Below are 12933 nucleotides of genomic sequence, written 5' to 3'. Positions count from 1 at the left end.
CCTGAATGAGCAGGCGGTCCGGCCGGCCTGCCGTCACAACTGAGGAAACGGAATTCCATGCGCACTATCGGTCTCATCGGCGGGCTGAGCTGGGAATCGACGGTGATCTACTACCAGATCGTCAACCGGCGGGTACGCGAGCGGCTCGGCGGCAGCCATTCGGCCGACAGCCTCATCTGGTCGGTCGACTACACGACCGTCGAGGACCTCATCTTCGCCGGCCGCTGGGACGAGGTGGCCGTGCTGCTGACCGGCGCGGGCCGGAGGCTGCAGGACGCCGGCGCCGACGTCCTGCTCGTCTGCAGCAACACCTTCAGCCGGGTGAGCGACGACGTGGCGCGGGCCACGAGCGTGCCCGTGCTGCACATCGCCGACGCCGTGGGCGCCGAGGTCCGCGCCAGGGGAATGCGCAAGGTCGGCCTGCTGGGCACGCGCTTCACCATGGAGGAGCCCTTCTACCGGGATCGGCTGGCCGCCCACGGCTTCGACGTGATCGTCCCGCGCCGCGAGCAACGGGAGCTCGTCCATCGCGTGATCTTCGACGAACTGGTGCGCGGGGTGCTCCGGGAGTCGTCCAGGGACGCGTACACCGACATCATCGCCGGGCTCGCGGACGACGGCGCCGAGGGCGTCGTCCTCGGCTGCACCGAGATCGAGCTCCTGGTCGGCGACAAGGACACCGCCATCCCGGTGCTGCCGAGCGCGCGGCTGCACGCGGAGGCCGCGGCCGCGTTCGCGCTGGCCGGCTGACCCAGTCCGCCGACCTGAGCCCCCGGCCGCGTTCCGCGCCGGGGGCTCAGGCGGACCGGGACGCCGGGGCGCCGGTGCCGTACAGCTCCCGGTGCCACAGGTCGGCGCAGACGCGTTCGACGCCGGCCGTCAGGTGGCGGCGGTAGGTGGTGAAGGGCAGGCCGAGCCGTTCCGCGGCCAGCTCCTGGGTCGGCGTGCCGCTCAGGAACGTGACCGACAGCGCCCGGTGGAACTTGACCGCCCGGGGATCCTCACGCAGGGCGTCGATCGCCCGGCGGAGCAGGTCGCCCAGCGCCGTGGCCGGATCCTGGCCGGCGCGTTCGGCGACCAGCCGGGTGCGCGTCAGCGGGGAGGCGGCCAGCGCGCCGGGCCGCGGCAGCAGTCGCAACGCCTTACGCACCGCCTCGGCGAACTCCGCCTCGGACGGCACCGCCAGCTCCGCCGTCGCGGCGCGCGGGCCGTCGCCGGGGCCCTGGGCGAGCCGCCGGTTCATCCGCGCCAGCCACGCCTGCGCCGGCACCGCGCGCCAGTCGTGGGCGAACAGGGTGTACGGCTCGTCCCCCAGCCTCGGCCGCTCGGCGAGGTCACGCATCCCGTAACGCCGTAGAGGCGCCACCCATGTGTGGCCCGGACCCTGGATCGCGATATATGACCACGCCATCCGCTCGGCCCGCAGGCAGTCGCCGATCAGCCGCCACCGGATCAACGCCGTCACCTGCGAGTCCCCCTGGTAGGTCGGCAGTGTCCAGAGGCGGCCGACCGCCAGATGCTCACCGGATCGCAACGGCGTGGTGGCCCGCGCGTGCGCCCACGCCGCGGCCACGACGGGATCCGCCGCCAGCTCCTGCTCGTCCGGCTCCGCCGGCCGCAACCACGCGGAGAACGCCACGGGCTCACCCGTCTCGGTCCGCCGGTACAGCCGGAACGCCTCCGGCAGCCGCCGCGCCCAGAAGGCGGCGCAGGCGGCGGACGCCGCGCCCCCTGCCGCCGTCGCCACCCGGAGCAACGTGCCCAGGTCCTCCTGCCGCGCCGCCTCCTCCTGGAACTCGCCCTCGTCGGGGCGGCCGGGGAAGTCGGCCGGCGCCCCGTCGCCGCGATTCAGGTAGAGCAGTGCCGCCACCGCGCCGGGCACGTCCGCGTCGCTCGCCGTGCGCACCCGCTCCGCCAGATGCGTATGGACGCGGTCGTGCATCACCGCGTATCCGTCGGGATCCCGCCATCGCAGGTCCGCCTCCAGCACCTTCCGCACCAGGTCGTGCGGGTGCAGCCCGAGGCTGCTCGACTCCACGAACGGCAACCGCCGCAACCACCGGAACAACGGCCCGGCGTCCTCCGGCAGGGCCGCACGCAGCAGGCCCTCCGTCGTCGTGTGCGCATGCGCGCAGATGTCCAGGGCGTGCCGATGCGCCGCCGAAGGCGGCTCGCCCACCAGCTGATCCAGCAATGTGGCGACCACGTCCTGATCAGGCGTCCACCGCCGGCCGGCCCCGCCGTCCTTCACCGCCACGGCCGCCCCCAGCAGCAGCGCCAGCGGGTGGCCGCCGGCGAAGGCCGGCAGCGGCTCGCGCGACTCGGCCGGCACGCCGCAGGAGTCCAGCAGGGCCTGCGCGTCCTCGGCCCGCAGGTCTCCCAGCGGCAGCACCTCCAGCGCCGCCGCCCATCCCGGATCGGCCCGCCACCGCAGATCCGGCGGGCACCGCCCCGCGATCACCGTCAGCGCCCCCAGGGGCATCCGCGGCAGGAACCGCTCGCGCAGCCATCCCTCCAAGCCCTGGATTCGTTCGAAGGCGTCGACCAGCAGCACCGCGTCCGGATCGCGAAGCACCGGCCCGGCCTCAGCCTCGAACGCCGCCGCCGACGGCTCAAGCATGCGCCCGTCCACCGTGGACACCGGCCGCCCCGCCACGGCGGCCTCGTGAGCGAACCGCCGCAACAGGGCCGACTTCCCGATGCCGCCGGGACCATGCACGTACAGAACGCCGCAGCCGCCGCCGTTCAACGCCGCGTTGAACACTGCGAGCTCTTCCCCCCGCCCCACGAACGCCGTCGCGCGCGCCGCCCGCAGACGCCCTCCCAGTGTTCCTGACATGTCGGCACTCACCGACGACATACCTCTGACCCCTCTCCGAAGGTCTGGTCGACACCGCTGTCCGTGGAGCCGGACCCGGGCTACCTCTGGCCTCCGTTGTCGATCAGGAAACCCACGCCGGGGTGGGGTCGTCGTCGTGGTGGCGTGCCCCCGCACTCCGGACGGTGCTCGAAGTGCCACCACTCGTTGTCGTAGATGCGGTAGAGGTCGTAGCGGGCGCCGTGTTCCTCAAGCCAGCGCGCGCCCTCGTGCGGGCGCACGTCCAGCGCGATGCCCTTGACGTGGGGGGATTCCTCCGGTGGCAACACGAGCATCCGTGCCGAGGCCGGGGAGCCGGAGCGGCGTGTCTCCTCGTCAAACATCCGTTGCTGGACGAGGGGATCGCGGTATCCCGACGTGAGGCCGATGAGCTGGCCGTGACGCCAGAGCGCCTCGGTGCGCGCCGCGGTGAACGCCGCCCTGGCGCCGTCGGTGAGCCCGGTGAGGTCCTCGGCGGGGAAGCGCCTCCGCAACGCCCATTCGCAGGCGAGTTCGCGGGCGCGGCCGGGCTGCCGGACGAACGCCACGGGCAGCATGATCACGGCGATCACCAGCGTGACCAGGGCGAACAGCCGGTCCCGGGGCCGAAGTGGGATGGTGCGCAGCTCGTTCATGGCGACTACGATTGACGCCGGATGTGCGCGCGTTGTCCGCCGAATGTCATGGTCTGTCGACGGCGGCCATCGGCGCCGCGACCGTGACACAACGATGACACGGCGACGACGGGGCGGGGACACGGCCGGCGGACAGTGGACGGGTTGACCGGCCGGCAAGTTACGGAGCGTGCGGTGATACTCGGCGGCGTGTCACGTGTGTTGTTGATCGAGGATGACGCGGCCGTGCGGGAGGGCCTTGAGCTGGCCCTGACCCGGCACGGGCACCGGGTGCGCGCGGTGGAGTCCGGCGAGCAGGGGCTGGACCGGCTGCGTGCGGATCTTCCCGACGTCGTCGTGCTCGATCTGATGTTGCCCGGCATGGACGGGTTCGAGGTCTGCCGCCGCATCCGGGCCGCCGGTGACGTGCCGATCATCATGCTGACCGCGCGCGGTGACGACATGGACGTGGTGGCCGGGCTGGAGGCGGGCGCCGACGACTACGTGGTCAAGCCGGTGCAGCCCAGGGTGCTCGAGGCGCGCATCCGCGCGGTGCTCCGGCGGATCGGCCGGGACCAGGCGGAGCTGGAGCGGCACGCGGAGCTGACCATCGATCGGGCCGGGCTGGTGGTCGCCAAGGGCGGCGTGCCGGTCAGCCTCGCCCCGACCGAGCTGCGTCTGCTGCTCGAGCTCTCCGCCACGCCGGGCCGGGTGCACAGCCGCCAGCAGCTGCTGGAGTCGGTGTGGGAGCACGGGTACTTCGGCGACTCGCGTCTCGTGGACGCGTGCGTGCAGCGGTTGCGCGCGAAGATCGAGGACGACTCGGCGGCGCCCGTCTACGTGCAGACGGTGCGTGGCTTCGGGTACCGGTTCGGTCCGGTGTGAGCCGCCGGTGACACCTCGGCCGAGCCTGGGGCTGCGTGCCCGGCTGCTGTTCGCCTTCGCGCTGCTGTGTGTGGTCACCGCGGCGGTGGTGTCCGGCGGGATGTACGTCCAGGCCCGCGTCGACATCCTGCAGCGGGCCCAGGACGCCGCGGTGCAGCAGATGAGAACCCGTCTGGAGGCTCTCTTCCCGTTGCGGAGCGCGACGCCGGGGCCGGCCGAGCTGGGCGAGATCGCCGCCGGCATGGCCGACGGCAACGGCGCCGTGGTCGCCGTCTACCACGACATGCGTTCGCCGGTCAGGGTGCCGGGGCCGCCTCCGGGAGAGCAGCCAGGGCAGCCGCCCGAGCAGCGGAGACCGGGCGGGAACGCGCTGGACCTCGATCCCGCGGTGATTCCGAAGGGCCTGCGGAGGGAGGTGGCCGGCGGCGTCATCGCCTGGCAACGCGTGCTGTGGCAGGGCTGGCCCATCCTGATCATCGGCGCGCCGTTGGTGATCGCCGAGAGGGACGGGACGACGCGGCTTTCGGGCATCGAGGTCTACACCGCGCGCAGCCTTGCTCCCGAGCAGCACAGCATCGCCCAGCTCGCCGCATCCGCCTGGCTCACCGGAGGGGCGGCCCTGGCGTTCGCGGTCGCCCTCGCGTTGCTGGCCACCCGTGGCGTGCTGCGCCCGGTACGCGAGCTCGGCCGGGCGGCACGGCTGCTCGGCGAGGGTGAGCTGCGGACCAGGATCGCGGTCCGCGGCTCCGACGAGCTGGCCGACGTGGCGCACACGTTCAACAACACCGCCGCGCAGCTTGAACGGCACGTCACGCAGCTACGCGAGATGGAGGCCGACTCCCGCCGGTTCGTCGCCGACGTGTCCCACGAGCTGCGCACCCCGCTGGCCGCGCTCGCCGCGGTCGCCGACGTCCTCGACGAGGAGGCGGCCCGGCTGCCCGAGCCCGCCGGCAGGGCCGCCCGGCTGGTCAGCCAGGAGACGCTCAACCTCACCGGGCTGGTGAACGACCTCATCGAGATCAGCAGGTTCGACTCCGGCGTCGCGGCCCTCGCGCTGAACGAGGTCGACGTGGCCGAGCTGGTGCGCGCGACCCTGCGCGCGCGGGGCTGGACGGAGCAGGTGCACACCGAGCTTCCCCCCGAGGTGACGGCGCGGCTGGACCCGCGCCGGGTGGACGTCATCCTGGCGAACCTGGTCGGCAACGCCCTGCGGCACGGCGAGCCACCGGTGTCGGTACGGCTCGGCGCCGATCCGGACTGGATCGCCGTCGAGGTCCGCGACCACGGGCCGGGCCTGGACGAAGCGGTGCTGCCGCACGTCTTCGACCGGTTCTACAAGGCCAGCGCGGCCAGGGCCAGGTCCGAGGGCAGCGGCCTGGGCCTCGCCATCGCGCGGGAGAACGCGCGCCTGCACCGAGGCGACCTCACCGTCGCCAACGCCCCCGGCGGCGGCGCCGTCTTCACGCTGCGCCTGCCACGCCGGGCATCCGATCCGGACGGAGGCCCGGAGTGAGGACCCGGCTCGCCATGCTCGCCGCGGGCCTCGTGTCGCTCGTCGCCGCGGCCGGCTGCGGGGTGCGGCCCAGCGACGCCATCTCCGCCGGCGCCCCGCCGAGCGGACCCGTCGCACCACCCACGACGATCACCCTCTACCTGGTGAAGAACGGCCGGCTCAGCGCGGTGACGCGGCGAAGTGGTCCGCTGTTCCTGGCGGACACGCTCGCGCTGCTGGCAGCCGGGCCCACCACGACGGAACGGGCACACGGACTCACCAGCGACGTCCCGCCCGGCGCCGGACCGTTCTCGGTGACCGCCGCGCCGGGCCGCCTGGCGGTGACCCCGTCCACTCCGGCCGGAGAACTGTCCACGCTGGCCGTCGAGCAGATCGCGTGCACGACCGCCGCCACGATGCCGGACAGCCCCGTCCGGGTGACCGTCGTCGGCGCGGAGGAGCGGAGCCCGGCCCGGAGCACGTGCGTCCCCACGACGCCGCGATGAACCGGGCGCCGTCGCCCTCGCCCGACCGCACGGCCGGGTCATCGCACCAGTGCGACGGCGAAACCGTCCCAGCCCTTGGCACCCACCGTTTGCAGGGCCGTGACGTCCAGACGAGGGTCGGAGCCGAGCAGTTCGAGGAACCGGCGCACGCCCTGGACCCGTTCGTCCGCGCTGGCCGGATCGACCACCGCGCCGTCCCGCACGATGTTGTCGGCGACGATCAAACTGCCCGGCCGGGTCAGGAGCAGCGACGCCTCCAGATAACGGGGGTTGTTCGGCTTGTCGGCGTCGATGAACACCAGGTCGTACGGCTCCGCCCCGGCGGCGACCAGGCCGGCGAGGCTGTCGGCCGCCGGTCCGACGAGGACGTCCACGCGGTCGGCGACGCCGGCGCGTTCGAGGTTGAGCAGCGCGAGCCGCGCGTACTCCGGGTCGATCTCCAGGGTCGTCACGTGTTGGGCGGCGCGGGCCAGCCAGATCGTCGAGTAGCCGCCGAGCGTACCGATCTCGAGGACCCGCCGGGCGCCCCGCATGCGGGCCAGCAGCGACAGCAGCGCTCCCTGGTTGGGCGCCACCTCGTGGTCGGGCAGCCCGGCGAGGCGGCACTCCCTGCGGGCCCGCACGAGACCGGCGTCCTCGCCGATCAGGGTGGTCGTGAGGTATTCATCGACCGCCCGCCACCGCTCCGACGACTCGTACACCACCGCGCCCCTCTCCATCGGATCGACGTCACGCCGTTCGTGCCGGCATGACACGTTTCCCACGGCCATCAGTTCTACGCCATCGGCCGCGGAGGCGCGGAGGCGGAGGCGCGGAGCGCCCGCGGGCCGATAGGCTCGGCGGCGGCACAACTGTTGCGAGGTGCCTCGCGCGAGCGAGGAGAATCGGGAAGCCGGTGCGAATCCGGCACGGGCCCGCCGCGGTGACCAGGGAGCCGCCGCCCACGCGCACGACGCGCAGCCACTGGCCCTACGGCTGGGAAGGCGGGCGGTGAGGCGGAGATCTGGGAGTCCGAAGACCGGCCTCGCGTCGTCGCCCCGGCGTCCGTCCGGGGCCCGTCGCAGCGGGAGCCTGCCCATGGACAGCCAGCTCTACGATGTCATCCACCGCCGCAGGGACGTGCGCGGCCAGTTCACCGGCGCGCCGGTGCCCGAGGACGCCTTACACCGGATCCTCGCGGCGGCCCACGCCGCGCCCAGCGTCGGCCTGTCACAGCCCTGGGACTTCGTCGTCGTGCGCGACCTCGCGACCAGGGAGGCGTTCCACCGGCACGTACGGTACGAGCGGGACGTCTTCGCCGCCACCCTGGACGGCGAGGCCGCCCGGCGCTTCGCCCAAATCAAGATCGACGGAGTGCTGGAGTCGACCCTGTCGGTCGTGGTGACGTACGACCCCGCCAGGGGCGGCCCACAGGTCCTGGGACGCCACGCCATCGCCGACACCGGGCTCTACTCCGTCTGCCTGGCCGTCCAGAACCTGTGGCTGGCCGCCACCGCCGAGGGGCTCGGCGTGGGCTGGGTGTCGTTCTACCGGGAGGAGGCGCTGCGGGAGCTGCTGGGCATCCCGGCCCCCGTCCGGCCCGTCGCCTGGCTGTGCCTCGGGCCGGTCACCCACCTCCATTCCACGCCTGACCTGGAACGACACGGCTGGCGGCGGCGCCGGCCGCTCAGCGCCGCCGTCCATCACGACCGCTGGCCCGATCACCCGACCGGCCACCAGATTGAACACGAGATTGAAGACCGGACTGGCGACGGTCCGCGCGGGTAGCCCGTGAAGACGGCCGCCCCGGCGACGACGAGGTCACCGGGGCGGCCGGAACGGCAGGAGTGATCACGTGCTCCGGGTGAGGGCCTCCTCGCCGTAGACCGTGACCTCGGCCTCCCGCTCCGGCGGCTTCGGCGCGCGGCGCATGCGCTCCTTGAGCCGCTCCACCATCGTGTAGAGCGTCGGGACCAGCACCAGCGTCAGCAGGGTGGAGGAGATCAGGCCGCCGATCACTACGATCGCCAGCGGCTGGGAGATGAAGCCGCCCGACCCGGTCACGCCCAGCGCCATCGGGGTGAGCGCGCAGATGGTCGCGATCGCGGTCATCAGGATCGGCCGCAGCCGGCGCCGGCCGCCCTCCAGGACGGCCTCGACGATGCCCAGCCCCTGCGCGCGGTACTGGTTGATCAGGTCGATCAGCACGATCGCGTTGGTGACCACGATGCCGATCAGCATGAGCATGCCGATCAGGGCCGGCACGCCGAGCGCCGTGTCGGTGGCCAGCAGCAGCCCGATGGCCCCGGTCGCCGCGAACGGGATCGACACCAGCAGGATCAGCGGCTGCACCAGGCTGCGGAACGTCGCCACCATGATCATGAAGACGATGGCGATGGCGAGCAGCATGGCCAGGCCGAGATCGGCGAACGCGTCCTGCTGGTCGGAGCTCGCGCCGCCCAGCTCCCAGGTCACGCCCGCCGGCAGGGTGAGGGCGTTCAGCGCATCGGTCACCTTGGTGGTGATCGCGCCGAGGTTGGAGGCGTCGGCGGCGCCGGAGACCGTCGCCGTGCGGGCGCCGTCCTGCCGGGTGATCTGGATGGGCCCGTCCGCCTTGACCACGTCGGCGACGTCGCGCAGCTTCACCGTGCCGGTGGCCGACGGCAGCTCCAGGTCGCGAACCTCGGTGAGGTCGGCGGGCACGTCGCCCTGGCGCAGCACGATGTCGCTCGAACGGCCGTCGACGTCCATCGATCCGATCGCGGCGCCGCGGAACGCCTGCGCGACCGCCTGGCCGACGGCCGTCTCGGTGAGGCCCTTGGCGGCCGCCTTCTCCCGGTCCACGTGCACCTCGACGCGCGGCGCGCTGTCCTCCAGGTTGGAGGTCACGTCGCGCAGCCCGGCGACGCCGGACATCGCCTCGCGCACCGCGGCCGAGGCCGTCGACAGGGCCTGGCTGTCGGCGCCCTGCAGGATCACCTGGACCTGGTTGGAGTTGAACCCGCCGCCGTTGGCGCCGACCGTGACGTCGCCGATCCCGCCGAGCGTCTTGAGCCGGTCGCGCAGGCTGTCCTCCAGCGCGGCGGTGTCCACGCCCTCCTTCAGGCTGACGGAGTACGACGCGCGGTCGGAGGCCGCGCCCGCCCTCGCGAACAGCTGGTTTCCGCCGCCGATCGTCACCTGGTACGACGCGACGCCCGGCGTGTCCCGCAGGACCTGCTCCACCTTCTTGGCCGCCGCGTCGGTGGCCGTCAGTTCGGTGCCCGCGGGCATCCGCTGGCTGATCTGGGTGGTGTCGTTGCCGGAGTTGTCGATGAAGTTGGTCTTCAGCCGGGGAGCGAGCGCCATCGTGCCGGCGAACACGAGCAGGCCGATGAGCAGCGTGACCAGCCGCCGCCGGGTGGCGAACCGCAGCACCGGCAGGTAGGCCCGTTGCAGCGGGCTGCGCAGCTCGCGGCGTTCGGCCTCCTCCCGTGCGGCCCGCGCCTCTTCTCCGGACAGCGCCGGCGCCTTGAGGAACCAGTACGCGAGGACGGGGATCACGGTGAGCGCGACGACCAGCGAGGCGAGCAGGGCCACGGTCACCGCGATGGAGAACGGGCCGAACAGCTGGCCGACCAGGCCGCCGACGAACGCGATGGGCAGGAACACCGCGACCGTGGTCAGCGTCGAGGCGGTGACGGCGCCCGAGACCTCCCGGACGGCGGCGAGGATGGCCCGGTGTTTCTCCTCGCCGTACTCGAGGTGGCGTTTGATGTTCTCCAGCACCACGATCGAATCGTCGACCACGCGGCCGACGGCGATGGTGAGCGCGCCCAGCGTCAGCAGGTTGAGCGAGTAGTCGCCCAGCCACAGCGCGATCAGCGCGATGACCACCGAGACCGGGATCGACACCGCGGTGACCAGGGTCGAGCGCACCGACAGCAGGAAGACCAGGATGACGAGCACCGCGAAGGCCAGGCCGAGCAGGCCTTCGGTGGTGAGGTCCTCGATCGACCGTTCGACGTAGGGGGCCTGGTCGAACACCACGGTGAGGGCGGCGCCGGCGCCGAGGGAACGGCCCAGCTCCGGCAGCTTCGCGCGCACGTCGTGGGAGATCTGGACGGCGTTGCCGTCCGACGTCATGCTGACGGCCACGCCGAGGCTGGGGGCGCCGTTGGTGCGGGTGAGCGTGGTGGCGGGGGCGTCCTTGATCGTGATGTCCGCCACATCGCCGAGCTTGACGGGCTTCGGCGCCTTCGGCGCCTGCCGCGGCGGGGCCGCTCGCCCTGCCGCCTGACCACCCGCCTGGCCGAACGCCGCCCCTGCGGGGGCGCGGCCCGCAGCGGACCCGGCGAGCCCGGCGGCGGCCGCGGGCGGCGCGAGGTAGAGGTTCTCCAGGTCGCGCACGGTGCGGATCTGGTCGCCGGTCTGCACGGTCAGCGTGTGGCCGTCCTCGGTCAGCGTGCCGGCGGGGATCGTCATGCCGTTCGACCGCAGGAGATCGGGGATCGCGGCGGCCGACAGCCCGTGCTTGCGCAGTTCGTCCTGATCGACGTCGATGACGACCTGCTTCTCCCTGGCGCCGCTGACCGTCACGTCCCGCACCCCGGTCACGGCCTGCAGCTCCGGCACCATGACGCGCTCAAGCTTCTCGTACATGCCGTGCGGGTCGCCGCCGTCGCCGACCGCGATCGCCATCACGGGGATGTCGTCGGTGCCGCCCGATACGATGTCGGGGTCGACGCCGGCCGGTAGCTGACCCTTGATCCGGCTCACGGCCTGCTGCATCTTGCTGATCACGTCGTCGACGTCGGTGCCGTATTCATAGGCGACCTGGACCTGCGACACGCCCTCCTTCGAGGTGGACGTGATGTCCGTGACGCCGGGAAGACCGTTGAATGCGCTCTCGATCGGCTTGGTGACCTGCTCTTCCACGATGTCGGGCGCGGCCCCGGGATAGTTCGCCACGGCGAACGCCATCGGGAACTCAAGCGAGGGGAAGAGCTGTTGTTTCAGCGAGGGAATCGCGAAGGCGCCGAATGCCCCGAGCACGAGCACAACCATGATGACGAGCGTGCGATTGGCGAGGCTGAGCCGGGCCAGGAAGGTCATCCGATCTCCTGACATAGATGAAGTGTTTTGGCCTACCTTAACACTTCGCATGAGGCGAACATTTAGCTATGGCCTTAACCACTGGTAACCTCTCGACTCGACGAGAGGTGAACGTGAACGACTGTCGAGCGGACCGCCGTTCCGCCATCGGTTGTCCGGAGCCGGTCTCCGGGCGGACCGGCGACCGGGACGAGCAGGAGGAACGGGCCAGGCTCATCGCGGGCCTGTCGGAGCTGCAGCGGGGCCTCGGGCGGTTCTTCGCCCGCGACCGCTCGATTCCGCTGATCGCGTCGAACCTGACCATGCAGCAGTTAAAGGTCGTGATGTTCCTGTCGTTCCGCGGTTCGGCCTCGGGACAGGAGCTCGCCCGCAACCTCGGCGTCGGGCTGGGCACCGCGACCGGCATCGTCGACCGCGTCGTGGCCCACGGTCTCGTCACCCGCCGGGAGGACCCCCACGACCGCCGCGTCCGCCGGGTGGAGCTGACCGAGGCCGGCCGGCGGCTCACCGCGGAGATACTCGACGCCGGCACCGCCCGCTACCGACGCCTTCTGGAGCACCTCGACACCGAGACCCTCAGGACCATGGAGCAGGTCATGGGGAAGATCGAGCAGGCGATGAACCGCATGCACGCCGAGGAGGAGCGCGCCCGCTGATCCGGGCCGCCCCCCCGCGGGGTGGAAGACGATCACCGCTGCTAGCGTGCGACGGTATGTCATCCCATGATGTGTCGTCCTACGTTGGGCGGATGTTCTCGCTGCGGGACCGCGTCGCGCTGGTGACCGGCGGCAGCTCCGGGATCGGGTACGCCATGGCGGAGGCTCTGGGCCGGGCCGGCGCGGCCGTGGTCCTTGTCGCCCGCCGCCGGCCGGAGCTCGACCGTGCCGTCAAGGCTCTTGAGGCGCACGGGGTGCGGGCCGCCGCCGTCAGCGCCGATCTCGGCGAGCGCGCCGACGTGGACCGGGTGTGCGATCGGGCCGCCGCGTTCTTCGGCGAGATCGACATCCTCGTCAACGACGCGGCCGTCAACATCAGGCGGCCGATGGCGGAGCTCACCCCGGACGACTACGAACGGACCATCGCCGTCAACCTCACCGCGCCGTTCCTCCTCGGGCAGCACTTCGGCCGCGCGATGGTCGCCCGGGGCTGGGGGCGCGTCATCAACGTCGCCTCCCAGCAGGCGATCAGCGCCTTCGGCGACAGCGGCGTCTACGGCGCGTCCAAGGCCGGGATCTGCGGGCTGACCCGCTCGCAGGCGGAGGCGTGGTCGGCCGCCGGCGTGACCAGCAACGCCGTCGTCCCCGGTTTCGTGCTCACCCCGCTCACCGAGCCGGCCCAGGCCGTCCCCGGACGCGTGGAGGCCATGGCCGCCCGCTCCATGATCGGGCGCAACGGCCGGCCGGGCGACTTCGCCGGAGTCACGGTGTTCCTCGCGTCCGACGCCTCCGCGTACGTCACCGGGCAGACCCTTTGCGTCGACGGCGGGTTCAGCGTCCATTGAACCCG

At 72.5% G+C, this 12933-nt stretch carries 11 protein-coding genes and 1 riboswitch; of the genes, 7 read left to right on the top strand and 4 right to left on the bottom strand.

The genetic code is table 11. The features are described 5' to 3' along the window. Positions 1 to 57 precede the first annotated feature (57 nt). Positions 58 to 750 (top strand): aspartate/glutamate racemase family protein, encoded by a 693-nt coding sequence (locus JOL79_RS08555; protein WP_210155128.1) that lies wholly within the window; start codon positions 58 to 60, stop codon positions 748 to 750. A 46-nt stretch (positions 751 to 796) separates the two neighbouring features. Here JOL79_RS08555 and JOL79_RS08550 read toward each other — a convergent pair whose 3' ends face one another. Both JOL79_RS08550 and vanY-N read right to left on the bottom strand, forming a co-directional pair. Beyond that, positions 797 to 2839, bottom strand: a complete 2043-nt coding sequence (locus JOL79_RS08550; protein ID WP_210155127.1) for an ATP-binding protein — start codon at positions 2837 to 2839, stop codon at positions 797 to 799. An 80-nt stretch (positions 2840 to 2919) separates the two neighbouring features. Continuing rightward, positions 2920 to 3492 (bottom strand): D,D-peptidase/D,D-carboxypeptidase VanY-N, encoded by a 573-nt coding sequence (gene vanY-N, locus JOL79_RS08545; RefSeq protein WP_210155126.1) that lies wholly within the window; start codon positions 3490 to 3492, stop codon positions 2920 to 2922. A gap of 189 nt (positions 3493 to 3681) precedes the next feature. Here vanY-N and JOL79_RS08540 point away from each other — a divergent pair, with 189 nt between their 5' ends. From JOL79_RS08540 to JOL79_RS08530, 3 genes are read left to right on the top strand one after another with little or no spacing between them, the layout of a single operon-like run. Further along, positions 3682 to 4356: a response regulator gene (locus tag JOL79_RS08540; RefSeq protein WP_210155125.1), complete on the top strand. Its 675-nt coding sequence runs from the start codon at positions 3682 to 3684 to the stop codon at positions 4354 to 4356. A gap of 7 nt (positions 4357 to 4363) precedes the next feature. Next, positions 4364 to 5869: an ATP-binding protein gene (locus tag JOL79_RS08535; RefSeq protein ID WP_210155124.1), complete on the top strand. Its 1506-nt coding sequence runs from the start codon at positions 4364 to 4366 to the stop codon at positions 5867 to 5869. Continuing rightward, entirely contained in the window at positions 5866 to 6354 is a 489-nt protein-coding gene (locus JOL79_RS08530; RefSeq protein ID WP_210155123.1) for a hypothetical protein, read from the top strand. The genes JOL79_RS08535 and JOL79_RS08530 overlap by 4 nt, the downstream gene beginning before the upstream one ends. Before the next feature lie 38 nt (positions 6355 to 6392). Here JOL79_RS08530 and JOL79_RS08525 read toward each other — a convergent pair whose 3' ends face one another. Next, positions 6393 to 7073: an O-methyltransferase gene (locus tag JOL79_RS08525; RefSeq protein WP_210155122.1), complete on the bottom strand. Its 681-nt coding sequence runs from the start codon at positions 7071 to 7073 to the stop codon at positions 6393 to 6395. Between the two features lie 123 nt (positions 7074 to 7196). Then, positions 7197 to 7395, top strand: a riboswitch (cobalamin riboswitch). A gap of 36 nt (positions 7396 to 7431) precedes the next feature. Here JOL79_RS08525 and bluB point away from each other — a divergent pair. Then, positions 7432 to 8121: a 5,6-dimethylbenzimidazole synthase gene (gene bluB / locus JOL79_RS08520; protein ID WP_210155121.1), complete on the top strand. Its 690-nt coding sequence runs from the start codon at positions 7432 to 7434 to the stop codon at positions 8119 to 8121. A gap of 63 nt (positions 8122 to 8184) precedes the next feature. Here the strand turns inward: bluB and JOL79_RS08515 are convergent, their stop codons facing one another. Further along, positions 8185 to 11427, bottom strand: coding sequence for an efflux RND transporter permease subunit (locus JOL79_RS08515; RefSeq protein WP_210155120.1), 3243 nt, complete (start codon positions 11425 to 11427; stop codon positions 8185 to 8187). A 113-nt stretch (positions 11428 to 11540) separates the two neighbouring features. Between JOL79_RS08515 and JOL79_RS08510 the strand changes: the two genes are divergently transcribed. Both JOL79_RS08510 and JOL79_RS08505 read left to right on the top strand, forming a co-directional pair. Then, positions 11541 to 12083, top strand: a complete 543-nt coding sequence (locus tag JOL79_RS08510; protein ID WP_307848411.1) for a MarR family winged helix-turn-helix transcriptional regulator — start codon at positions 11541 to 11543, stop codon at positions 12081 to 12083. A gap of 92 nt (positions 12084 to 12175) precedes the next feature. Further along, a complete protein-coding gene (locus JOL79_RS08505) occupies positions 12176 to 12928 on the top strand; it encodes an SDR family NAD(P)-dependent oxidoreductase (RefSeq protein ID WP_230984420.1) in 753 nt (250 codons plus the stop codon). Positions 12929 to 12933 lie beyond the last annotated feature (5 nt).

This window comes from Microbispora oryzae, from assembly GCF_017896165.1.
In the GTDB taxonomy this organism is placed as follows: domain Bacteria; phylum Actinomycetota; class Actinomycetes; order Streptosporangiales; family Streptosporangiaceae; genus Microbispora; species Microbispora oryzae.
Note: the sequence above shows the minus strand (reverse complement) of the source record. Positions and strands in the feature narration are given on the sequence as shown.

What these genes read in the sequence shown, in the direction of transcription:
- JOL79_RS08555 (WP_210155128.1), top strand. Translation starts at nt 58, where the DNA reads ATGCGCACTATCGGTCTCATCGGCGGGCTGAGCTGGGAATCGACGGTG.
- JOL79_RS08550 (WP_210155127.1), bottom strand. Translation starts at nt 2,839, where the DNA reads ATGTCAGGAACACTGGGAGGGCGTCTGCGGGCGGCGCGCGCGACGGCG.
- vanY-N (WP_210155126.1), bottom strand. Translation starts at nt 3,492, where the DNA reads ATGAACGAGCTGCGCACCATCCCACTTCGGCCCCGGGACCGGCTGTTC.
- JOL79_RS08525 (WP_210155122.1), bottom strand. Translation starts at nt 7,073, where the DNA reads ATGGAGAGGGGCGCGGTGGTGTACGAGTCGTCGGAGCGGTGGCGGGCG.
- bluB (WP_210155121.1), top strand. Translation starts at nt 7,432, where the DNA reads ATGGACAGCCAGCTCTACGATGTCATCCACCGCCGCAGGGACGTGCGC.
- JOL79_RS08515 (WP_210155120.1), bottom strand. Translation starts at nt 11,427, where the DNA reads ATGACCTTCCTGGCCCGGCTCAGCCTCGCCAATCGCACGCTCGTCATC.
- JOL79_RS08505 (WP_230984420.1), top strand. Translation starts at nt 12,176, where the DNA reads ATGTTCTCGCTGCGGGACCGCGTCGCGCTGGTGACCGGCGGCAGCTCC.